At 42.1% G+C, this 22502-nt stretch carries 19 protein-coding genes; 7 read left to right on the top strand and 12 right to left on the bottom strand.

Annotation, left to right across the window (positions count from 1 at the left end):
* Positions 1-148: 148 nt before the first annotated feature.
* Positions 149-853 carry an NUDIX hydrolase gene (locus tag M3O96_RS05040; RefSeq protein ID WP_249719211.1) on the bottom strand — a complete coding sequence of 235 codons (705 nt, stop codon included), beginning with the start codon at positions 851-853 and terminating at the stop codon, positions 149-151.
* A 95-nt stretch (positions 854-948) separates the two neighbouring features.
* Here M3O96_RS05040 and M3O96_RS05035 point away from each other — a divergent pair, with 95 nt between their 5' ends.
* Entirely contained in the window at positions 949-2583 is a 1635-nt protein-coding gene (locus M3O96_RS05035) for a carboxylesterase/lipase family protein (protein ID WP_249719210.1), read from the top strand.
* Between the two features lie 51 nt (positions 2584-2634).
* Here the strand turns inward: M3O96_RS05035 and M3O96_RS05030 are convergent, their stop codons facing one another.
* Both M3O96_RS05030 and M3O96_RS05025 read right to left on the bottom strand, forming a co-directional pair.
* Positions 2635-2868, bottom strand: a complete 234-nt coding sequence (locus M3O96_RS05030; RefSeq protein WP_249719209.1) for a hypothetical protein — start codon at positions 2866-2868, stop codon at positions 2635-2637.
* A gap of 69 nt (positions 2869-2937) precedes the next feature.
* Positions 2938-3393: a GlcG/HbpS family heme-binding protein gene (locus M3O96_RS05025; protein WP_249719208.1), complete on the bottom strand. Its 456-nt coding sequence runs from the start codon at positions 3391-3393 to the stop codon at positions 2938-2940.
* A gap of 131 nt (positions 3394-3524) precedes the next feature.
* Here M3O96_RS05025 and M3O96_RS05020 point away from each other — a divergent pair, with 131 nt between their 5' ends.
* Positions 3525-4628, top strand: coding sequence for a Gfo/Idh/MocA family protein (locus M3O96_RS05020; protein WP_249719207.1), 1104 nt, complete (start codon positions 3525-3527; stop codon positions 4626-4628).
* Positions 4629-4722: 94 nt separating this feature from the next.
* Here the strand turns inward: M3O96_RS05020 and recG are convergent, their stop codons facing one another.
* The gene (recG, locus tag M3O96_RS05015) at positions 4723-6816 is read right to left on the bottom strand and encodes an ATP-dependent DNA helicase RecG (protein ID WP_249719206.1); all 2094 of its coding nucleotides are present in this window, start codon (positions 6814-6816) and stop codon (positions 4723-4725) included.
* A 167-nt stretch (positions 6817-6983) separates the two neighbouring features.
* Between recG and M3O96_RS05010 the strand changes: the two genes are divergently transcribed.
* The gene (locus M3O96_RS05010; RefSeq protein ID WP_249719205.1) at positions 6984-8792 is read left to right on the top strand and encodes a serine hydrolase; all 1809 of its coding nucleotides are present in this window, start codon (positions 6984-6986) and stop codon (positions 8790-8792) included.
* A gap of 53 nt (positions 8793-8845) precedes the next feature.
* On the opposite strand, the gene M3O96_RS05005 is transcribed toward M3O96_RS05010, so the two are convergent.
* The 6 genes from M3O96_RS05005 to dapF form a co-directional block, all read right to left on the bottom strand.
* Positions 8846-9280 carry a DUF4348 domain-containing protein gene (locus M3O96_RS05005; protein WP_249719204.1) on the bottom strand — a complete coding sequence of 145 codons (435 nt, stop codon included), beginning with the start codon at positions 9278-9280 and terminating at the stop codon, positions 8846-8848.
* A gap of 269 nt (positions 9281-9549) precedes the next feature.
* The gene (locus tag M3O96_RS05000; RefSeq protein WP_249719203.1) at positions 9550-10326 is read right to left on the bottom strand and encodes a S1/P1 nuclease; all 777 of its coding nucleotides are present in this window, start codon (positions 10324-10326) and stop codon (positions 9550-9552) included.
* 180 nt (positions 10327-10506) lie between these two features.
* On the bottom strand, positions 10507-11694 hold the full coding sequence (locus M3O96_RS04995; protein ID WP_249719202.1) for a M20 metallopeptidase family protein: 1188 nt from the start codon (positions 11692-11694) through the stop codon (positions 10507-10509).
* Positions 11675-12223 carry a hypothetical protein gene (locus M3O96_RS04990; protein WP_249719201.1) on the bottom strand — a complete coding sequence of 183 codons (549 nt, stop codon included), beginning with the start codon at positions 12221-12223 and terminating at the stop codon, positions 11675-11677. The genes M3O96_RS04995 and M3O96_RS04990 overlap by 20 nt, the downstream gene beginning before the upstream one ends.
* A gap of 10 nt (positions 12224-12233) precedes the next feature.
* Positions 12234-15614 carry a preprotein translocase subunit SecA gene (secA, locus tag M3O96_RS04985; protein ID WP_249719200.1) on the bottom strand — a complete coding sequence of 1127 codons (3381 nt, stop codon included), beginning with the start codon at positions 15612-15614 and terminating at the stop codon, positions 12234-12236.
* A 145-nt stretch (positions 15615-15759) separates the two neighbouring features.
* Positions 15760-16533 (bottom strand): diaminopimelate epimerase, encoded by a 774-nt coding sequence (gene dapF / locus M3O96_RS04980; RefSeq protein ID WP_249719199.1) that lies wholly within the window; start codon positions 16531-16533, stop codon positions 15760-15762.
* 189 nt (positions 16534-16722) lie between these two features.
* On the opposite strand from dapF, the gene M3O96_RS04975 reads away from it, so the two are divergent.
* From M3O96_RS04975 to M3O96_RS04965, 3 genes are all read left to right on the top strand, one after another.
* Positions 16723-17505, top strand: a complete 783-nt coding sequence (locus M3O96_RS04975) for a superoxide dismutase (RefSeq protein WP_249719198.1) — start codon at positions 16723-16725, stop codon at positions 17503-17505.
* Between the two features lie 83 nt (positions 17506-17588).
* Entirely contained in the window at positions 17589-18053 is a 465-nt protein-coding gene (locus tag M3O96_RS04970; protein WP_249719197.1) for a pyrophosphohydrolase domain-containing protein, read from the top strand.
* Between the two features lie 211 nt (positions 18054-18264).
* The gene (locus M3O96_RS04965; protein WP_249719196.1) at positions 18265-19383 is read left to right on the top strand and encodes a fatty acid desaturase family protein; all 1119 of its coding nucleotides are present in this window, start codon (positions 18265-18267) and stop codon (positions 19381-19383) included.
* A 90-nt stretch (positions 19384-19473) separates the two neighbouring features.
* Here the strand turns inward: M3O96_RS04965 and M3O96_RS04960 are convergent, their stop codons facing one another.
* On the bottom strand, positions 19474-21180 hold the full coding sequence (locus tag M3O96_RS04960) for a GMC oxidoreductase (RefSeq protein ID WP_249719195.1): 1707 nt from the start codon (positions 21178-21180) through the stop codon (positions 19474-19476).
* The gene (locus M3O96_RS04955; RefSeq protein WP_249719194.1) at positions 21173-21748 is read right to left on the bottom strand and encodes a gluconate 2-dehydrogenase subunit 3 family protein; all 576 of its coding nucleotides are present in this window, start codon (positions 21746-21748) and stop codon (positions 21173-21175) included. Before M3O96_RS04955 ends, M3O96_RS04960 begins: the two co-directional genes overlap by 8 nt.
* A 300-nt stretch (positions 21749-22048) precedes the next feature.
* On the opposite strand from M3O96_RS04955, the gene tnpA reads away from it, so the two are divergent.
* Positions 22049-22483: an IS200/IS605 family transposase gene (gene tnpA, locus M3O96_RS04950; RefSeq protein WP_249719193.1), complete on the top strand. Its 435-nt coding sequence runs from the start codon at positions 22049-22051 to the stop codon at positions 22481-22483.
* Positions 22484-22502: the final 19 nt, after the last annotated feature.

The following is a 22502-nucleotide window of genomic DNA, read 5'->3' as shown; positions in this document are numbered from 1 at the left end:
GGGGGATATCGAATCCAAGAATATTTATTGCAGGTATACCTTTTTTAAAATGAAATCAAGGGAAATTTTAAAAAAACGAGTATGTGGAAATAAGTCTCGCTGCCTGAAGAGGAGAAATTACAAACTGATCTGTTTGGATAACCCGATCCTAGACCTTCCTAAAACTATAAAGATACGGTGCTTTGTGGCTTTTGCCGGTGTATAATTTTTCATGTCTTTCAAGGATCTCTAGCCCGAGCATTTTTCTCTGAAAGGTGGTTCTTCGGAGTTTTTGGCCAAAAATAGCTTCATAAACTTGCTGCAGCTCATTCATCGTAAATCTCTCCGGAAGCAGATTTCCACCGATAAGTTTCCGTTCCAGATTTTCCTTTAAAGTTTGCAGGGCTTTCCTGACGATCGCATTGTGGTCCAAAATCAGGTTTGGCAGGTTTTCGATTTCGTACCATGCTATAGAATCCGACAATTCATCTGGAGTCAGGATTACTTTTTCGAAGTCAATCAAGGCAAAATAGGAGACCGAAATAAACCTGTCCAACATCCAATGGTCCGAATCCAAATGAAAACCATTGGCTGCCAAAATAGTCTGCATCACCTCAGGCCGGAACCTTGCCATATTTCCAAAAGTGTAAAACTGCTCCAAGTAGATATTGTCCAAACCTGTCCTTTCTTTCAGTCCACGTTTGGCCGCTTCATCGAGGTCTTCATTCTTCCCGACAAAACCTCCCGGTAAAGCAAGCCAACCTGTATCATGGTATTCCATCAGCAGGATTTTTAGCTTTCCTTTTGAAAAACCAAAAACAACCGAATCAAATGCGATATGGGGTAAAAAACCCTGCGTTTCGAGAACCGTCATACTTGGGGGCTGATGAATAATCCTTCAAGTAAATAGGAAAAATGTTAACAAACAATTATTATTGTCTCATTATGAGACAATAGGTTTAAATCGATATGAAAAATAGCTTACTCACTCTTGTTTTCTTCCTTATGGGTTCATATGCATTGTTGGCCCAAGGAAAAGACGCATTTCCTGTACAGACTGCCATCAAAAACGGCACCATTGAAGGGGATTACAATACCAAAACCGGAATACAAACCTACTTCGGAGTTCCCTTTGCAAAACCACCGGTAGGAGATTTGAGATGGAAAGCACCACAACCAATGGACAATTGGTCTGGTGTAAAAGTGACAAAAGAATTCGGTCCACGACCCATGCAAAAGTTGGTTTGGGGAGACATGAATTCTAGGTCCAACGGAGTCAGTGAAGATTGTCTCTACCTGAATGTGTGGACTCCCACAACAAGATCAAGCAAGGATTTACCTGTTTTGGTTTATTTCTTCGGAGGTGGATTTGTGGCAGGCGACGGTGCCGAACCGCGGTATGACGGAGAAAGCATGGCCAAAAAAGGGGTCGTCGTCGTGACTGTCAATTATAGACTCAACATCTTTGGCTTCTTGGCACATCCTGAACTCAGTGCTGAGGCACCTTACAAGGCATCTGGAAATTATGCTTTGATGGATCAGGCAATGGCCCTGAAATGGGTCAATGAAAACATTGCTGCTTTTGGAGGTGATCCTAAGAAAGTTACTATTGCCGGCGAATCAGCAGGTTCGATTGCCGTCAGTTACCAAATGGCTTCCCCATTGTCTAGAAACCTGATAGCCGGAGCAATCGGAGAAAGTGGATCAGGCGTTTCGGCTTTGGCCCCGACCACTTTGGCAGAAGCTGAAAAAATAGGAGTGGAATTTCTACAGAAATTCGGCGTCAAAAGCATTGCCGAAATGAGAAAACTCCCTGCCCGAGACATCTATGAGATGTATAATGATTCACCAGGACTTAAATTCCCGGTTGTCCTCGATGACCATGTGCTTCCAAAAAGTTTGGTAGAAATCTTCAATGCACGTGAGCAGGCACAAGTCCCTTTGCTTTTGGGTTGGAATACACAGGAAAATCCTGCCGCGGCTTTCATGCAGGGATTGCCATATACCAAAGAGAATTTCATCACGAAGGTAAAGCAGGCTTATCCCAATGATTTTGAGGAAGTATTGAACCTGTATCCGCATGAGACAGAAGAACAGGTGGCATACTCTGCTATGGATTTGGCTGGTGACAGGTTTATTTCTTACAATACTTGGAAGTGGTTCGACCTTCACCGCAGCAACTCCGATCAACCTATTTATAGATATTTGTATGCCAAGTTGAGACCGCCTTTGGTGGATCAAACTTTGGAAACAGGGCTAGCCGGGGGAACTTCCAAAAGAGCGAACAATGCGCCTCCAAGACCAAAAGACCTCGGCGCTCCACATGCCGCCGAAATCGAATATGCCATGGGAAATCTTGACCGCATCAAAGAATTTGCCTGGACAGAAGATGATTACAAAACCTCTGAAACCATGTTGGAATTCTTCACAAATTTTGTGAAAACAGGAAATCCAAATGGAGAAGGCCTTCCCGAATGGCCCAAGGCATTGCCAAAGGATGACAATCCCCCCGTGATGGTAATCAACACCGAATCCAAAACCGTCAAAGCCACCAATGATGCGCGGTATCGGTTACACGATAGGTTCTTCAAAAACAATAAATAATCAGCTCCCTATTAAACCATAACCCCTTCTGATGCTTTCAGGAGGGGATTTTTACTCATCAATATTTTGAAATTTCTCCTTATTAATTAGATTTTCTTCTATTTCAGATTCTTCAAAGGAGAGAAACAATTCTGCTTTTTGTTCCTCAGTGAGAAGATCCAATGCTTTGTTAGAATTTGGGGTTTTCTTTTCCTTCAGCAAATCAAATAAAGACTGAAGCAATTGTTCACTTTCAATGGTATCAATGATTTTGTGAAGATTTGATTTAAGTTCTGAAGTGTTCATATCTTAAGACGGATTATTAATTGAAGCATTTTTAATTGAAAATACTTGAAAGCATTTGATTTATTCTATTTACAATACCGCCAACCCCGCAGCCGCCACAATACCATCCTGTACCGACGTCACTCCGGAGACACCGATTGCCCCGATTACTACACCATCTTTTATGATGGGAACTCCTCCTTCCGAAGCAAAAACATTCGGCATGGATAAAGGGCGGATATTTCCCTGTGTGACCTGATCTTCAAAAACCTTGGATGCTCTTTTGTAAAAAACAGCGGTTTTGGCTTTGGTCTGTGCCAGGTCAATGCTCCCCAACTGTACCCCGTCCATTCTTCTGAGCGTAATCAGATGTCCGCCATCATCCAAAATTGCAATCACCACGTTCCAGTTTTCCTGTTTGGCTTTGGCTTCCGCTGCGTCAGCCATCCGCATTGCGTCCTCTAAAGTTAGTACTGGTTTATGTGTGCCTTGGGCAAAAGCGAATATCGGAAGGAGGAAGAAAACGGTTAATATGATCATTTTCATAGTATTTTGGATTTGGTGAAAAATTGGATTCCCTTCTAATTTAAGGATTTTTTTGAACGATATTCCAAAAATGGCTAAATTGAAGATGTTAAGATCTTATACATCACAGATTAACCATAAACCTATTAAATATGAAAAATTTCAACAGGAGGGATACCCTCAAAACGCTATCGCTTGTCACAGGTGCCAGTCTACTATCTCCACTGAATCTGATAGCGTCATGCAATCCATTGAGAAAAGACAAACTTGGAGTTGCATTGGTTGGATTGGGATATTACAGCACGGACTTACTTGCGCCCGGACTTCAGATTACCAAGCACTGCCAACTCGCAGGAATCGTCACAGGAACTCCCGCCAAAGCAGAAACCTGGAAAGCCAAATACAACATCCCGGACAAGAACATTTACACCTATGAAAACATGTCGGGCATTGCCAATAATCCTGACATCGATGTGATCTATATTGTCCTTCCACCTTCGATGCACATGGAATATGTGGTCAAAGCTGCCGCCACCGGCAAGCACGTTTGGTGCGAAAAACCCATGGCCATGACCGTACAGGAATGTCAAACCATGATCGATGCCTGCAAGAAAAATAAGGTGAGTCTTTCGATAGGTTACCGCTGTCAACACGAACCAAATACCCTCGCTTACCAAAAAATAGTCAAGGAAGGTCAGCTCGGAAAAGTTCTCCAAGTGGACTGTGCAGCAGGTTATAGAGAAGGACGGACAGACCATTGGAAACAAAAAAAGGAAATGGGTGGAGGAGTGATTTTTGACATGGGCGTGTACGCCATTCAGGGAGCAAGATTGGGCAGCGGGATGGAACCTATCGCTGTCAACACCGCGAAAGTATGGACCGAAAGGCCTGAAATTTACAAGGATGGTTTGGGGGAAATCGTGGAGGCCCAACTGGAATTTCCAGGTGGTGTAATCGGCAATATCAAGACTTCCTTTGCTGAAAATACAAACTTCCTCAACATCAAATGCGAAAAAGGTTTGATCGAAATGGCACCGTTTTCTGCCTATTCAGGAAATAAAGGGAAAAGTCCATTGGGAGCAATCAACTTCCCTTATGATGTTCCGTGGCAACAAGCCAACCAAATGGACATGGATTCCTTGGCCATCATGGGAGGCAAGCCAATGCCTGTTCCGGGCGAAGAAGGATTGAGAGATATTCGCATCGTCAATGCCATCCTAGAATCCGCCAAAACTGTGAAAAAGGTAATGATTTGATTTATTTTCCCGCGGATGCCGAAGAACCAATCTGCGAAAATCTGCGTCATCTGCGGGAAACATTTTTTTTGACTTTAGCTGTATTTGTAAATTTTTAGGATATCCTACTCCAATTAATAGCGTGTTTCTTTTGGTTTTTGATTTGACGGAGGACCATGGTGTGATTGGGAAAGCTCAGGTCGGGATCATCCTGCAACAGTAATTGTGCGGCATCCCTTGCCATGGTCAAAATAGGAGCATCTTTACTCAGGTCGGCGATCAACAAATCCGCCAAGCCGCTTTGCTGTGTTCCCATCAGGTCTCCCGGTCCACGGAGCTTCAAATCCACATCTGCAATTTCAAAACCATTGTTGGTTCTGACCATCGTCTCCAACCGGACACGGCTGTCTTTTGACAATTCATATTTGGTCATCAAAATGCAATAGGACTGATCAGCGCCCCGGCCTACGCGACCTCTTAACTGATGCAACTGTGACAAGCCAAAGCGCTCCGCATTCTCCACCACCATCACTGACGCATTGGGTACATTGACTCCCACCTCGATGACTGTGGTAGCTACCATGATTTTTGTTTCTCCCTTTACAAATCGCTGCATTTCGAAGTCTTTGTCAGCAGGCTTCATGTTACCGTTCACGATGCTGACAGGATATTCGGGAAATGCCCTGCTGATGCTTTCAAATCCGTCCATCAGGTTTTTGAGATCCAATGTTGCCGATTCTTCAATCAAGGGATACACCACATAAATCTGCCTTCCCAATTGAATCTGCTTCCGCATAAAGCCAAAAACCTTCAACCTGTCTTTGTCATAGCGATGGACAGTTTGGATAGGCTTTCTACCGGCAGGCATTTCGTCAATCACGGAAATATCCAGATCACCATACAGTGTCATGGCCAAGGTCCTAGGTATCGGCGTGGCTGTCATCACCAATACATGGGGGATAAACTGCTCATTTTTGGCCCAAAGCTTTGCCCGCTGCGCCACTCCAAACCGGTGCTGCTCATCGACAATCGCCAAGCCAAGATTTCTAAACTGTACCACATCCTCCAATAACGCATGCGTACCGATGATGATGTGCAATTCGCCAGAGAGTAACGTTTCATGAATGACTTTACGGGCAGATTTTTTGGTGGACCCGGTGAGCAAAGCGATTTTCAAACCCATCAGGCCTGCATATTCTTTCAAGCCTTCATGGTGTTGGTTGGCCAATATCTCGGTCGGCGCCATCAGGCAAGCCTGTGCACCGGAGCTGATCGCAATGAGAATACAAATAAACGCCACCATGGTTTTGCCACTGCCTACATCACCTTGGATCAAGCGGTTCATCTGCTTCCCAGATTTCATATCGGCAAATGCTTCCCTGACGACACGCTTTTGTGCTTCGGTCAGTTGGAAAGGCAAGTGCTCCTTGTAGAATTTGGTCAAAAGCTCAGTCTGGTTCAAAATCTGACCCTTTGACTTTTCGGTTCTGGTAAGTTTCAACTTCAGCAGTCGAAGCTGCACAAAGAAAAATTCCTCAAACTTCAGCCTGAACCTTGCCTTTTTGAGGATTTCAGGATTGTCAGGAAAGTGGATTTGTTTGACTGCTTCTTTTTTTGAAATGAGGTTGAATCGCTGCAGGATATCCTCGGGCATGGTTTCCTGGATCTGGGGATAAGCCACCTGAACCAACCCCTCCATGATTTTGGAAATCCCTTTGGAGTCAAGGAATTTTGCCCTGAGTTTTTCAGTAGTCGGATAGACCGGCTGGAAAAAACTCTTTTCTTCCTGCACGGCTGTTACCGGTTCCATTTCGGGATGGGCGATGCTGTATTTCCTTCCGTACTTATTGGGTTTGCCAAAGAAGACAAAAGGAACACCAATGATAAGTTTTTTGATGACCCATTGGATTCCTTTGAACCAAGTGAGTTCCATTTCCCCAGTTTCGTCAAAGATATGGGCAACAAGTCTTTTTCTGTTTCCTTCTCCTATCGTCTCAATTGATCGGATTTTAGCTACTACCTGTACATGCTCCAAGTCCTCATTGATGTCCTTGATTTTGAAAAACTGCGTCCTGTCCTCATAGCGAAAAGGATAATGTTGGATCAGTTCCCCATAAGTGAATATGGACAGTTCCTTATTGAAAAGGACTGCTTTTTGGGGACCCACTCCACGGAGGTAATCTATCTTGGTATCAAAAAAAGAGGACAAAGGCTTGTTAATTGATATGTGCCCAAATTAAAGAGGAAGGAGGGGATTTGCTATAAATTTTATTTTTATCCAAAAAATTCAAAATCAAAATTGAGGACCTTGAAGAGTTGATTCATTTTTTTCTCACACAAATTCCCTAAATTAATCCCGTTAAACCACAGCCCTCTATGAAACATATCTTCCTTTTTCTCTTCTTGACTTTTTCGATTTCCACCGCCTTCGGCCAAAAAAAATCCTCCGCAGACAGATTCGCCGGCTTGGATGCCGAACTCGATAAATTGCTGAAAACCTGGCATGCTGCGGGTTTTGCAGTAGCGGTAGTCGAAAAAGATAAAATCGTCTATTCCAAAGGCTTTGGCTACCGGGATTATGAAAACAAAACCCCCGTCACTCCCAACACTAATTTTGCCATTGGGTCAAGCAGCAAGGCTTTTACATCCGGTCTTCTTGGGATTTTGAAGGAAGATGGCAAACTTACTTTTGAAGACAGCCCCATCAAACACATCCCTGAGTTACGGTTCAAAAACGCTGAAATGAACGAACTCATCACCATCCGGGACATCATGACCCACCGAACAGGTCTTCCGAGACATGACATCAGTTGGTACCTCTTTTCAAGCAATTCAAGAGACAGCCTCATGCAGCGGATTGCCTTTCAGGAACCTTTTGCCAAGGTGAGAGAAAGATGGTATTACAATAACTTTATGTTTCTTACCCAAGGCGTAATCGCCGAGCGAATCACGGGCAAAACCTGGGATGAAAACATTGCCACCCATTTTTTTGTCCCACTTGAAATGTCCACCTCGAGCACCATAATCGATGGCCTCAAAAATGGAAAAGATGCCTCTTTTGGCTATGAAGTCAAAAATGATTCTGTCATCAAAAAAATGGATTATTATGACATTGCAGCCATGGGTCCGGCAGGCAGCATCAACAGCAACGTTACCGAAATGTCAAATTGGGTGATGACTTGGATCAATGGCGGCAAATTCGAAGGAAAGCAAATCCTGCCTGAATCTTATGTAAAAGAGGCCATGAGTACACAAATGGTCATAGGTGGGGGAGTACCAGACAAGGAATTCCCGGATTTACATATGAGCGCTTATGGATTCGGTTGGATGACATCTTCATATAAGGGGCATTATCGAGTCGAGCATGGAGGCAACATTGATGGTTTCTCAGCCAATGTCAGTTTTTTCCCCACAGATAGCATTGGGATCGTAGTACTTGCCAACCAAAACGGTTCTGTAATTCCAGGAATGGTGCGAAATATTATCAGCGACAGGTTATTGAAAGTAACAAAGACAGATTGGAACAAAACATTCAAAGAACGTGCTGACAAAGCCAAAGCAGCTGAAAAAGAAGCATTGGCCACAAAAATATCTTCCCAAAAAACCGGAACAAAACCTTCTCATCTTTTGGTGGAATATACCGGAGATTACACCAATCCGGGGTATGGTTCGTTAGAAATTATTTATAAAAACGATTCTCTTTTTGTCAAAGCAGGAAAGAATAACATGTGGCTGAAGCATTTCCACTATGATGTATTTTCTCCTTACCGGATCGTGGAAGGTAAAGTCGATACGTTGGCAGGAATAGGAATTCAGTTCAATTTCAGGACAAACGATAGCGGAGATATTTCTTCTTTCGTGTCCAAACTAGAACCTGCCGTAGACCACCTCGAGTTCAAGAGGACTCCAAAAGGGGTCATCATGGACAAAGCTGAATTGGAAAAATATGTGGGTGATTATGAACTGCCGGGAATTGTTGCCAAAACCTACATCAAAGGCGAGAACACCCTGTACCTGCTTGTGCCTGGCCAACCTGAATACGAGCTGCTGCCACTGGAAAAACACAAGTTTGCTTTAAAAATCCTGGATGGTTTCAAATTGGAATTTGTAGAAGGAGAGTCAGGTAATATTGCCGAGGTATTGTTTGTCCAACCCAACGGGACATTTAAGGCAAAGAGAAAGTGATGCAAAAATGATCTATGGTGGGGTAATTTATTCCACCATTGATTTATTCATATCTAAAGACTCCCCTCATACGCATAGACCAAAAACCACCTGTTGCCGAGGAGTTCAAACCTGCGCATGGATGAAAAATTGGTGCCTTCAATCCACAGGGTCTGTTCAAAGTATTTTTTCTTATGTTTTACTTTGGTCTTAAACTGCAGGGTATCCACCTGATAAATCCTTGTTCGCATCAATTCCCAATTGTCGGCAGTCCACGGGATTTCCTCCATCCCGTATTGCCTCAATCCCTCAAGGGGAAACATGATTCGTGACATTTGGAAAGCCGAGTCTGAGTGAAAGCGTTCGTAAAAAATGGGGAATTCTTCAGGGGGAGTTCCTTGGATTTTGACCATGGTTTTAAGTTTGCCTTGGGCAAAAGCATCAGATATCGAAAGAATTGCAAAAAAAATTGCAATAAAGGCCAAGCTTTGCACGGAATGGAATTTCATTCGAAATAACAATATACTTAGCCTGGGTGACATTTATGTGGCCTAAATCTTATGTAAACAGAAAATTTATTTAATAATAAATGCAAATTCTATAACAAAACTGAGATTGTCAAGAGGCCCAACCATATATCCTTTTGCATAGTTCGAAATTACTAAAATCTTCTCTTCTCCAACCATATTGCTTCCAAATTGGAGTCTTCCCAAAGAATTGCCAAAAAAAAACCGGCAATTTTCAAAGCCGGTTTTAGGAGTGTTATTTGAGATGATTTTTACCCATATATCTCTTCCAAAACTTTACCCAACCTGATACCCGCAGCGGTCAGTCTTTCCTCCACATGGTGGTAATGCTTATAGATATATTCATACCCGATCCTTCCGTTTTCGGGGATGTCATACATATCAGGTCTCATCGCTGCTGCTTCCCTTAACCAATCAGCAGGTGTTGCGGAATTATATTTTTGGATCAAAACCGGATTGACTCTTAACTGCAATTCAGTAGCAATTTCGGTATAACTCATCTTCTTTCCTTCAATCAGGTCAGAATCCCAGATCGCATGGATGTTAGTCTCTTTGTTGAAAAAACTAACCTTGACATCATTTCCTCCCCGGTCACCGGGCTTACCTACATGGAAGGGCTGATGCAAATCACCTACAATATGAATGAGCAACCGCAATTGATCTCTTTCTTCTTCGGGAGTTAGTCCGCCTTTTTTGAGGTTTTCTTTGATTTTCAAAAAGGCCTCGTAGGCATCCCCGCTTTTCTCTTGGATTGCAGGATCGTATTCCCCATCGACAGTGGTCACCCAGTGCCAGGTGTTGGTGTAATCATATTTTTTGTCCGAACGGATATTGTCCATCCATACTCCGACTCCAGAGATGGATTGCTGTTGAAGAATAGCCTCTACTTTTTTGACGGTCTTTGGCTTCATCTGCCATTCTGCAAGTTTTCCGATTACATAATGCCCTATTGGCCCCCAAGCAAATGATTGGGTAGTTAAGGTTAAGCTAATCAGCAAAGTCAGGATTATTGATCTGGTACTTTTCATTTTTATTCTGAAATAAGGTGGAAATAATAGGGAAATAAGGTTGAAATACTGTAGATATAAAGTTGAAATACAATAGATATAAGGTTGAAATATTTCGGTTTATTTAATTAAAATCTTAGTGGATATATTATTTCTAATTATTTTGCGAAGCGTATTTTTACTGTATTTCTATAGTAATAATTAAGATCCCAACTCATTAACAGCAATCCAGGCCATCAGACCAGCTCCGATTTCCAATGCATCTTCGTCAATGTCAAAAGTGGGGGTATGCACACCGGAAACAAATCCTTTGACTTCGTTTCTGGTTCCCAATCTGTAAAAACAACCGTCAATCTCTTGGGTATAATAAGAGAAATCTTCCGAAGCCATCCATACATCCAGGTCTACCACATTTTCACTTCCGAGATATTGGACCGCCGCTTCCTGCGCTCTACTTGTCAGCGCTTCCGCATTTTTTAGAAAAGGATATCCTATCCTAATATCAAAATCCAGTTCTCCTCCCATTCCTTCAACTATTCCTTTGGCAATGTTGACCATATGCTGATGGGCTTTGTATCGCCATTCTTCATTAAGTGTTCGGAATGTTCCTTGAATTTTCACCTCATTGGGAATAATATTGGTAGCACCCAAAGCCTCCACTCTTCCAAAAGAAAGCACGGAAGGAATCTTAGGGGAAGCATTTCTGCTGACCACTTGCTGTAAAGCCACAATCATGTGTGAAGCAATCAATACAGGATCGACCAAGGATTCAGGCATGGCACCATGTCCGCCTTTTCCTTTGACAGTGATGTATAGTTCATCAGCACTTGCCATGTACATTCCTTTTCTAAAACCGACTTTTCCCACCGGAATCAGTGGCATCACATGCTGTCCAATGATTCCCGAAGGCCTTGGATTTTCGAGAACTTTATCTTTGATCATCAGGGATGCGCCACCAGGAAGGAGTTCTTCCCCAGGCTGAAAAATAAGTTTGATGGTTCCCTCAAATTGGCCTTTGATTTCATTCAAGATTTTGGCTGCGCCCAAAAGGGACGCTGTATGGACGTCGTGTCCACAGGCATGCATCACGCCAGGATTGATAGATTTATATGGAACTTCGTTTTGCTCGAAAATTGGAAGTGCATCCATATCCCCACGAAGGGCAATTACTTTTTTGGATGGGTTTTTTCCTTCAATGACAGCAAGGAGACCTGTTTTGGCTTTGTGTTCAATCTGGCTTATTCCGAGATTATTCAGCTGCTTTTCTACAAAAGCGGCTGTCTTGTATTCCTGAAAAGAAAGCTCAGGATTGGCATGCAAATGCCTTCGATTGGCTATAAACTCTGATTTATACGCAGCGGCTAACTCCTTAATTCTGTTTTTGACCATCCGTAACCGGTTCAGGAATGACATATCCATCTCTCAAAAATCTGTCTTGAATGATTCTAGAAGAAGGATAACTTTCTTTCAATTGATGATAATAAGTGAGGGCTTCTATTCTGTTGACAAACTTCCCAACTTTGACTAAATATCTTGGTTGTTGGTATTGGATGTCAGTTTTGAAATCAGGAAAATAGCTGAAAAGGTCATTCCTTGTTTTGAAAGCAAGATCTCTGTCAACACCACTATAAACCAAAACCGTATATCCGCTCCAATACATTTCTGCTTTGTTAGACTCTTTCAGATTATTTAGCGCTATCTCAAGATCTTCATCAGCTGGCAAAACTTCTTCAGTATTCTTAGGCCCTGTTTCTGATTTTTCAACCTGCTCCTCCAAATCCGGAAAAGTGATTCTAGAACTGGTCAAATCTTCCTGATAATTTTCATATTCATTTGAGGGAGCGGGTGATTTCTTAATCAATGCACAAGAACTCATCAAAATTACCGGAAATATCAAAACCAAGAGTGACTTTTTCATGATGCCTTTGTTAATGTTCTATTACCACACACTTTCCTGAATGAACGTCCTGCTCAACACTTTTGAACTTCACGTCTTTCATTACTTTGCCGTCAGGATATTGTACGGAGACTTTGTCATTTCTACCATAGACCTTATCGGATTTTCTTGGAGCCACGATTTGTGGAGATGCAGTTCTATTGGCAACTGCGGCAGATGATTGTCTTCCTCCTCCTGGATTCAGACTGCTCCCAACTTCCTCTTTGGAGGCTTTCACTTGGTGTTCTTCTCTTCTTGGTGCCTGTGCCGCCCTGACCTGACTAGGATCTTGGGCAGGAAGGTCAGCTTTTGCAATGAATGAAATGGTGTCTTCATTGAGTTTGCCGACAAATCGCTTGAACATTTCAAAAGCCTCAAACTTGTAAATCAACAAGGGGTCTTTTTGTTCATAAACGGCATTTTGTACAGACTGCTTCAAGTCATCCATGTCACGAAGGTGCTCTTTCCAGTTTTGGTCAATAATGGCCAAAGTAACATTTTTCTCTATGTTTCTGATCAGATCCCTTCCTTCGTTTTTAACCACGGATTCCAAGTTGACAACAACGCCTATTTGCTTGAAGCCGTCTGAAATCGGTACCATGATTTCTTTGACTGTGGCTCCTCTGTTTGTGTACACATCTCTCAAAACCGGTAGGGCTTTGTTGGTAATGCTTTCATTTTTGCCCACATAATGCTGGTAGGCGGCATCAAAAAGCTGTTGGGTAAGGGCTCCTGTTTCTTTGGATTTCAGGTCATCCACACTGAATGGATGGTCTATTCCCAAAGAACTGAAGATGTTCATCCTCAGGTTGTCCGCATCTTCCGTGGACTTACCCATCTGAATGATGTCAAAACATACATCATACATGACATTGAGAATATCCAATTCTAATCGCTCACCCTTGAGTGCATTTCTTCTCCTTTTGTAGACCACTTCCCTTTGGGAATTCATGACATCGTCATATTCCAAAAGTCTTTTTCTAACGCCAAAGTTATTTTCTTCTACTTTCCTTTGGGCCCTTTCAATAGACTTGGTAATCATAGAATGTTGGATAACTTCTCCTTCTTCCAAGCCCATGCGGTCCATGAGTTTTGCGATCCGGTCGGAGCCAAACATTCGCATCAGGTTATCTTCCAAAGAGACAAAGAACTGAGAAGAACCAACGTCTCCCTGCCGTCCTGAACGTCCTCGAAGCTGACGGTCAACTCGTCTTGATTCATGCCTTTCTGTACCGACGATAGCAAGTCCACCGGCTTTCCTTGATTCTGGAGTCAATTTAATATCTGTTCCACGTCCAGCCATGTTGGTAGCGATGGTCACGGTTCCCGGCTTACCCGCTTCTGCGACGATGTCTGCTTCCCTTGCGTGTTGCTTAGCGTTCAGAACCTGATGTTGGATTTTTCGAATGGTAAGCATTCTACTCAATACTTCTGAAATCTCTACTGACGTCGTACCCACCAAAACCGGTCTTCCAGCTGTGGTCAGTTCCACAATTTCATCCGCCACAGCATTGAATTTCTCCCTGACAGTTTTGTAAACTTTATCTTCTCTGTCTTCTCTGATGATATTTCTATTGGTAGGAATCACCACCACATCCAATTTGTAGATGGTCCAGAATTCCCCTGCCTCAGTTTCGGCAGTACCGGTCATGCCCGCAAGCTTGTGGTACATCCTGAAGTAGTTTTGAAGCGTGATCGTCGCATAAGTCTGTGTAGCGTCTTCCACTTTCACATTCTCTTTGGCTTCGATAGCCTGATGGAGTCCGTCAGAGTATCTCCTTCCTTCCATCACACGTCCCGTCTGCTCATCGACGATCTTCACCTTGCCATCCACCAAGATATATTCTGTGTCTTTCTCAAACATACAATATGCCTTGAGCAATTGGTTGACAGTATGGATTCTCTGCGCTTTCACGCCATAATCTTTGATCAGCTCTTCCTTCCTGATAAGTTTTTCTTTGTCGTCGATGTCTGGATTTTTTTCCATTTCGGCGATTTCCATACCGATATCCGGCAGGATAAAGAAGGTAGGGTTTTCATTCTTTTGGGTGATGACCTCGATGCCGTTGTCTGTAAGCTCTATGCCATTGGTCTTTTCTTCGATGGTAAACAATAGCGGCTGATCTGCCTCAGGCATCATCCTTTTGTTATCCTGAAGATAATGATTTTCGGTTTTTTGAAGGATTACCCTGATGCCAGGCTCAGACAAGAATTTGATCAAAGGCTTGTACTTTGGCATACCTCTATATGCCCTAAAAAGTGGCAATCCCGCCTCTTTTTCATTTCCATCATGGATGAATTTTTTTGCTTGGTTGAGGAAGCCTTGTACAAGCTTTCGCTGTTCATCCACCAAAGTGGAAACCCTCGGCTTCATTTCCATAAATTCATGCTCGTCACCACGGGGAACAGGCCCTGAAATGATCAAAGGAGTCCTCGCATCATCGATCAGAACTGAATCCACTTCATCAATCATCGCATAATGGTGCTTGCCCTGGACAAGATCCCCTGCTTCCCTTGCCATGTTATCTCTCAGGTAATCAAACCCGAATTCGTTGTTGGTCCCGTAAACGATGTCTGAGGCATAAGCTTTTTTTCTTGCTTCAGAATTGGGCTGGTATTTATCTATACAATCCACAGTAAGGCCGTGAAATTCAAAAAGCGGAGCATTCCATTCGGAATCCCTTTTGGCTAGGTAATCATTGACAGTAACAATGTGAACGCCCCTGCCGGAAAGTGCATTGAGGTAAGCAGGAAGTGTCGACACCAAAGTTTTTCCTTCCCCTGTAGCCATTTCAGCGATTTTTCCTTTGTGCAGCACCATTCCACCGATCAACTGAACATCATAATGAACCATGTCCCAAATGACTTCCGTTCCTGCAGCGATCCACTTATTGTGCCAGATGGCATCTTCTCCCTGAATTTCGATGTTGGCTTTTTTGGCTGCAAGTTCCTGGTCTTTCAGAGTTGCTTTCACTACAAGCTTTCCGTTTTCCTTAAATCTCCTTGCTGTCTCTTTCACTACCGCAAAAGCATCTACCAAAACTTTTTCCAAAACAACTTCCAAAGCTTCATCTCTGGATTTTTCCGTTTTTTCTATTTCAGTAAAAAGAGCATCTTTTTCATGGACCTTATCTGATGCCAAACCATTGATCTGCTCTCTAAATGCAGCTATTTTATCATCATAAGGCTTTAAATCAGCATTGATGATGGCTTTGATTTCTGTGGTTTTTGCCCTTAAGCCTTCATCGCTGAGACTTTGCAATTTCTTAAAAGCCTCATTGATAAGGGGAACTTTAGGACTCAATTCCTTTACATCTCTATCTGACTTCGTCCCGAAAACTTTTGCCAGTCCTTTGGCTATAAAATCTAACATATTGTATTTTGTATGTAATAGGGGGTAAAATTACTTCGATTTTCTTAATTATAGTAATCAACAGGAAGATATGAGACGGGGTTTGGGTGATATATACCTTGGTATTCTTCAATAATTTTTCCCAGATCCTACAGTCATCTTTCTATTAAATCTCAATTATTCCTTCAAACACCCGAACTGCAGGCGCAATAAGCCATATATCGGTAAAGCTTCCGTCTGCACTTTGAGAAAATTTGACCTTGAGCTTTCCTCCAGGTGTTTTGATATTTACTTCCTTCAATTGCTTCTGATTGCCATATACCAAAGCACATGCTGTAACACCAGTACCGCAAGAAAGTGTCTCATTTTCTACACCTCTTTCATAAGTCCGTACATGGATTTCATCTTTTTCTAGAGGAGTTACAAAATTGACATTGGTACCATTCGGTTCGTAGGCAGTGCTGTATCGGATTTTTTTTCCCTCTTCGAAAACAGGGTAATCAGAAACATTTTCTACAAATTTCACATGGTGGGGAGAGCCTGTATTGACAAAATAATCATTTCCGGCATTGGCAAGGCTAAGGACGGGACTCATTTCCAATTCGATCCATTCTCCAGCGACTAAAGCCTGATGTACACCGTCGATGGCTAGAAAATTGGTTTTTTGGTCAATGATTTCCAAGAACTTTGCAAACGCCACTGCACACCTAGCACCGTTTCCACACATACTTTGAGAGCCGTCTGCATTAAAATAAACCATTTCAAAATCATGGTTGTCCACTTCCCTGATTAAGATTAAACCATCAGCACCAATTCCAAATTTCCGGTCGCAGAGCTTTTGGACCAGAGAAAGGTCATGATCAGGGAATACGTCGGCCCTATCATCGATCATTATAAAATCGTTGCCTGTCCCTTGATATTTATAGAAAGAAATTTCCATAGCAATTGCCCTTGGATGAAAGGAATTGGTTGTTTTCAAAAACCAAACCAAGATATTTTGGTTCTACAAACATAACCAACTTGTCACAAAATCAGACTTATTGTCTGCATTTAGGTTTCATAATCATGTTGAATTGGTTAACTTGTTGATTGATTTGATTTGAAAATCCACTAAAGGAAAAAATTATCTATGAAAAAGACGACTTACAATGTTTCAAGAAGAACATTTATAAGCCATAGTTCCAAAGCCACCATTGCACTTGGAATAGGAAGTACGATGATCGGTTCAGCTTTTTTGACCGCTTGCGGTGGGGAAGGCGAAGAAAGTGAAGAATCCAAAATCCTATTAAGCACAGGTTTTGAGCAAACGGCTCTCGGGTACGAGTATGCTGCGCTTGAGCCACATATTGATGCCATGACCATGGAAATCCACCACACCAAGCATGCTGCTGCTTATGCCAAAAATCTTGGCGAAGCCGCCTCCGAGGAAAGTGTGGATGTCAGCAAGCCGCTTGAAGAGGTGATGATGAATATTTCAAAATATTCCACCAAAATGAGAAACAATGGAGGAGGACATTATAACCACGAACTTTATTGGAAACTCATGTCTCCAACAGGTGGCGGGGAGCCAGGAGGTGATTTGTCCGAAGCAATTAACGGTGCTTTTGGGAGTTTTGCGGATTTCAAAACCAAATTCGAAGATGCTGGGAAAAGCCGGTTTGGTTCAGGTTGGGCTTGGCTTGTCTTAGACAAAAACAACCTACTTCAAATAGGAAGCACACCAAACCAAGACAACCCACTGATGGATATTTCCGATTTTCAGGGAATTCCTTTGATCGGGGTAGATGTCTGGGAACATGCCTACTATTTGCACTACCAAAATAGAAGACCTGAATATCTGACGGCATTTTGGAATGTCATCGACTGGAAAATGGTTGGAGAAAGGTATAATACGATTGTCAAAAAAGCATAAGATTTTCATCAAAAATTTTCAAAAAAACGGGGTTATTACTACTCCGTTTTTTTATTTTGCACCCACAGTAAAAAATACCCACAATGCAAGATCCCACAAGCCTTACTTCAGTTGCGGCTTTCCATCAGACATTCAAACATCCAATCCTGCCTGAGCCACAGATACCAGATCCAAAACGGTGTCAGCTCCGGGTTTCACTTATTGCAGAGGAATTAAAAGAATTGGAAGAAGGTATCAAAAACAATGATATTGTAGAAGTTGCGGATGCCCTTTGTGACATCCAATATGTACTCTCGGGAGCGATTTTGGAATTTGGATTGGCCGACAAATTCAAGGCACTATTCGAAGAAGTTCAGCGTTCTAATATGAGTAAGGCCTGTAAAACAATCACAGAGGCAGAACAGACTATAAATCACTACCAAAATCAAGGTGTCGATTGCCATTACGAAAAGCAAGGTGAATTGTATCTTGTCTACAGGAAAGAAGACCGAAAAACCCTGAAATCCATTAATTATTCTCCTGCTGACTTAAAAGGAATTATTGGCTAGGTTTTTGGTCATAATTAAAGATTAAATGATAATATAATTAAAATTATTAATCGATATGTTTAAAAATTCGGAAATTCGTTCAGTTTTAGCGTTCTTGTCACAGATTAAAATTTCTTTTTCCTGCGCGCTGCTGTTGAAATAAGTTTTCGTCACCCATCCCAGCTCTGATAGTTAATATAAACACTTAACCAAACAGAAAATTAATTAAATTATGAATACTTCCCTTAAGTTTCTTGATTCAGGAAACTCACAGTACTTTGTTACAGTCAAAAAAAGAGTAGATGATTATTTCAAGGAAAACAATATTACAAAGCACGCCAATACGGCGATGGTATTAAAAACCATATTTTATCTTACCTCATTTGTAGGTCTTTATTTTTTGATCTTGTTCGAAGTATTCCCGACGATCGTATCGCTGTTTTTAGCGATAGCTTTGGGAATGAACATGGCTTTTATTGGATTTAATGTCTGTCACGATGCACTCCATGGCTCGTATTCCAAAAATCCTTTAGTCAACAAATCCCTTGGGTTCCTTTTTAATATTATCGGCGCCAATGTGTATGTCTGGAAAATTACACATAACAAAGTTCATCATACTTATACCAATATTATTGGCCATGATGGGGATCTAGATGTGGCTCCGGGATTAGTTAGGGTTTCTCCTGAAGAGCCGCTCAAAGCCATCCACAAATACCAACATATTTATGCTTTTGCGTTGTACTCGCTCGCTTCATTGTCCTGGTTTTTCAGAAAAGATTATGTGAAGTTTTTCCAGAAAAAAATAGGAGCACACGTCAACAAACATCCTAAAATTGAATACTTCAATCTGTTCTTTTACAAATTAGTTTACTACTCTTTGTTCATCATTATTCCTTTGGTAGTAATGGATATTACTTGGTGGCAGTTTATGATCGGTTTTTTGGTCATGAACTTTGCGGAAGGTCTTGTATTGGCTTTGGTATTCCAACTGGCCCACTTGGTAGAGGATACCGAAATGCCAAATCCCCAAGGTGCTGAAAACATTGAAGAAACTTGGGCAGCCCACCAAATGAGGACTACGGCTAATTTTGCAAGGAATAATCCTGTGGTAAACTTCTTTTGCGGTGGATTGAACTTACAGGTAGAACACCATCTTTTCCCAAATATCTGCCATATCCATTATGTCGAGATTTCGGAAATCGTGAAGCAAACTGCTGAAGAATTTGATTTGCCTTATAATGAAAATGCCACCTTTGGTTCCGCATTGAAGTCTCACTATGATTTCCTAAAAGCCGCTGGAAGGCCTTCGGAAAAAGAAGTCGTATCGGAAGAAATAGAGGTAATGGCTTAAAATGAAAACTTGAGATTTTAATTTGGTTTCATAAAAAATCCCGGTCAGGTATTTCTGACCGGAATTTTTGTTTTACTGATGAATGTTTGATCAACCAAAGTTCTTCATCGCATGATGTGCTGCCCGAGCCGCAAATGCCATATAAGTCAAGGATGGGTTTTGCGTAGCGGTGGAGGTCATCGAAGCGCCGTCGGTTACATAGACATTGGGAACTGAGTGGAGTTGATGGTTGCCATTAAGCAAAGAAGTCTTTGGATCTTTTCCCATTCTCACACCGCCCATTTCGTGGATATCCAATCCCGGCGCACGCTTGTCGTCACGGGTTTTGATATTGGTGAAGCCGGCTTTTTCAAACATTTCTGTCATCTGCTCGAGGTAATCCTTGATCATTTTTTCATCGTTGTCATCATAATCGACATTGATTTTTAATTGAGGTATACCAAAAGGGTCTTTTGAATTTTGATCCAAAGCCACATAGTTGCTCTCCTTCGGAATGGTTTCTCCCATCATGTGGGAATTTACCTTCCAAGGACCATATTTATCCGGATTGAGTAAGTTCTCTTTCAATTCCATGCCGATGCCACTTTGATCTGCATAGGATTCTCTGTTAGCGCCGAATCCTGCAGCATAACCACGCAAGAAATCTGTTTCCTGTGTTTTGAGATTTCTGAATCTTGGAAAATAACCTGAAGTAGGTCTGCCACCCTGGGTGGTATATTCTTGATGACCTTCATAATCGGCATTGATGCCTGCCCGGTAATTATGGAAAGCGACATATTTGCCCAACAGGCCGCTGTCGTTACCAAGCCCGTTTGGAAAACGGTTAGAAGTTGAATTCAGCAGAATCAGATTGGTATTCAATGCTGCAGCATTGACAAAAATGACATCTGCTAAATATTCTTCCATTTCTTTGGTATTGGCATCGATGACCCTGACACCGGTTGCTTTGCCTTTTTCTTCATCATAAATGATGGAATGGACAACCGCATCGGTTCGCATGGTCATGTTTCCAGTCTTTACGGCCCAAGGAATGGTAGAGGAATTTGCGGAGAAATACCCACCAAAAGGACAGCCCCTCTGACAGAGATTTCTGCTTTGGCATTTTGCCCTTCCTTGCTGCGCGTAGTAGTCAAAATTACCGGTGATGTGGGCACAGCGTGCCAAAATCATATGGCGGTCATCACCATAATGCTCCTTGAGTTTTCCTTGAAAATATTCTTCTACCACGTTCAAAGGAAAACCTGGCAAAAATTCCCCATCCGGTAAAGAAGCCAACCCATCTTTGTTGCCCGAAACACCCGCAAACTTCTCCACATGGCTATACCAAGGTGCGATGTCTTTGTATCTGATCGGCCAATCTACCGCAAAACCGTCCCTTGCCGGACCTTCGAAATCAAAGTCCGACCACCTTTGGACGTGTCTTGCCCAAAGTAAGGACTTGCCTCCCACCTGATAGCCACGGATCCAGTCAAATGGCTTTTCCTGAACATAAGGATGTTCGTTGTCTTTGACAAAAAAGTGGGCCGCATCTTCTCTGAATGCATAACAGCGGCTTACGATCGGGCTTTCTTTTTGGATTTCTTGCGTAAGTTGTCCCCGGTGTTCAAACTCGTAAGGAAGCATGCTTGTAGTGGGATAATCTTTAATGTGCTTGACGTCGCGACCTCTTTCGATTACCAGTGTTTTGACCCCGTGTTCGGTAAGTTCTTTTGCAGCCCAACTTCCTGATATGCCAGAACCTATGACTATGGCCTGAAAAGTCCTTTCTTTTACTGCGTCTATGTTGAGATTAGCCATTGATTCTTTCGGGTTTGAGGTCTGAGATTAATACTGCACCTTTGTATTCCCCTGGAATCAGGGAATAGGGTTTTACTTCAGTTTGGATGTATTCCGACATCATAAATCCCTGTATGGTAAAGCGTTTGGCCATACCGATAAATTCCTTGGTAGCTTTCTGAGAATCTTCAGGTTTGATATCTTCAGGTAATTCTATTGCCAAAGCAGCTTTTACCACTGCTTCACGGCCAGCAGGATCCAATTTTAAAAAAGCGCTTCCTCCGGTTTTTTTGCTGAAATCATCAAATCCCTGCAGTCCCTGCATGAAGGATTTTTGACCTTCTGTATCAATGCAATCATTGACCATGACCAGGATAAAGTCCTGCGATTCTATGTCGGCAGCACTTTTGATATTTCCGGCAGGTATGATGGTCCCCGCTATATCTTTCAGTAATTGTTGGAGGGAAGGGGTGATTTGGAGATTTTGGTAGGCGGCGAGGATATCTTCCTTGGAGAAATCACAGGACGGAACCAACACCAAGCCGCCTGTAATCAAGGCAAGGCTCCGGAGGGCGTCTCTTCTTTTCATAATAAGGTCATCAGGGTTGTAAAATGAATCGGGGAATAAGGTAAAACGATTTAGGGAAATTTCATAACCCTTATATGCAAAGGGGAATACTCTTTCCACCTCTATTTATATTATGTCAATTATATTTTTTGACTGGGACCTAACCATTTCCACTATCTTCAGATAGTGGTTAAGTATATCTTACCAAGACGTTTTTTGACTTTAGTCAAATGGGGTTTAAAATAGTCGAATATTTAACCGAATAACCACTTCTTTTGATCGCTATATGGTTAATTTCAGGTAAACCTAAATCATTTACCTATGCCATTTATAAAGATTCATATCCATTTTGTCTGGACAACCAAAAAATTTGTTCCTCTTTTGAATGGAAAAACCTTACGAGAAAATGTTAAATCCCATATTTTGGAGAATTGCAAAAACAAAGGCATTTACATAGATCAGCTCGCAGTTCAAAAGGAGCACTGTCGTTGCTTGATCTCTTTGGGAAAAGAACAAACAGTTAGTAAAATAATGCAGTTGATCAAAGGTGAATCTGCTTTTTGGATTAATAAGGAAAACCTTATCCCTTCTCGTTTTGATTGGCAGGATGAATATTTTGGGATTTCAGTATCTGAAAGCCTCCTTCCAATCGTGCAATCCTACATTCAAAATCAAGATGAACATCATGGTAAGGAAACTTTTATGGAGGAATATGAAAATTTCATTTTGAAATGTGGCTTCACCAAAATGGGGTAGTTGGATTCTATGGCAATAG

This window comes from Aquiflexum sp. TKW24L, assembly GCF_023502205.1.
Taxonomy (GTDB): domain Bacteria; phylum Bacteroidota; class Bacteroidia; order Cytophagales; family Cyclobacteriaceae; genus Cognataquiflexum.
This window is presented reverse-complemented; position numbering and strand designations above follow the sequence as displayed.

Excerpts from the sequence above, each read along its gene's own strand:
- M3O96_RS05040 (WP_249719211.1), bottom strand. The coding sequence starts at position 853 with ATGACGGTTCTCGAAACGCAGGGTTTTTTACCCCATATCGCATTTGAT.
- M3O96_RS05035 (WP_249719210.1), top strand. The coding sequence starts at position 949 with ATGAAAAATAGCTTACTCACTCTTGTTTTCTTCCTTATGGGTTCATAT.
- M3O96_RS05030 (WP_249719209.1), bottom strand. The coding sequence starts at position 2,868 with ATGAACACTTCAGAACTTAAATCAAATCTTCACAAAATCATTGATACC.
- M3O96_RS05025 (WP_249719208.1), bottom strand. The coding sequence starts at position 3,393 with ATGAAAATGATCATATTAACCGTTTTCTTCCTCCTTCCGATATTCGCT.
- M3O96_RS05020 (WP_249719207.1), top strand. The coding sequence starts at position 3,525 with ATGAAAAATTTCAACAGGAGGGATACCCTCAAAACGCTATCGCTTGTC.
- M3O96_RS05010 (WP_249719205.1), top strand. The coding sequence starts at position 6,984 with ATGAAACATATCTTCCTTTTTCTCTTCTTGACTTTTTCGATTTCCACC.
- M3O96_RS05005 (WP_249719204.1), bottom strand. The coding sequence starts at position 9,280 with ATGAAATTCCATTCCGTGCAAAGCTTGGCCTTTATTGCAATTTTTTTT.
- M3O96_RS05000 (WP_249719203.1), bottom strand. The coding sequence starts at position 10,326 with ATGAAAAGTACCAGATCAATAATCCTGACTTTGCTGATTAGCTTAACC.
- M3O96_RS04995 (WP_249719202.1), bottom strand. The coding sequence starts at position 11,694 with ATGGTCAAAAACAGAATTAAGGAGTTAGCCGCTGCGTATAAATCAGAG.
- M3O96_RS04990 (WP_249719201.1), bottom strand. The coding sequence starts at position 12,223 with ATGAAAAAGTCACTCTTGGTTTTGATATTTCCGGTAATTTTGATGAGT.
- secA (WP_249719200.1), bottom strand. The coding sequence starts at position 15,614 with ATGTTAGATTTTATAGCCAAAGGACTGGCAAAAGTTTTCGGGACGAAG.
- dapF (WP_249719199.1), bottom strand. The coding sequence starts at position 16,533 with ATGGAAATTTCTTTCTATAAATATCAAGGGACAGGCAACGATTTTATA.
- M3O96_RS04975 (WP_249719198.1), top strand. The coding sequence starts at position 16,723 with ATGAAAAAGACGACTTACAATGTTTCAAGAAGAACATTTATAAGCCAT.
- M3O96_RS04970 (WP_249719197.1), top strand. The coding sequence starts at position 17,589 with ATGCAAGATCCCACAAGCCTTACTTCAGTTGCGGCTTTCCATCAGACA.
- M3O96_RS04965 (WP_249719196.1), top strand. The coding sequence starts at position 18,265 with ATGAATACTTCCCTTAAGTTTCTTGATTCAGGAAACTCACAGTACTTT.
- M3O96_RS04960 (WP_249719195.1), bottom strand. The coding sequence starts at position 21,180 with ATGGCTAATCTCAACATAGACGCAGTAAAAGAAAGGACTTTTCAGGCC.
- M3O96_RS04955 (WP_249719194.1), bottom strand. The coding sequence starts at position 21,748 with ATGAAAAGAAGAGACGCCCTCCGGAGCCTTGCCTTGATTACAGGCGGC.
- tnpA (WP_249719193.1), top strand. The coding sequence starts at position 22,049 with ATGCCATTTATAAAGATTCATATCCATTTTGTCTGGACAACCAAAAAA.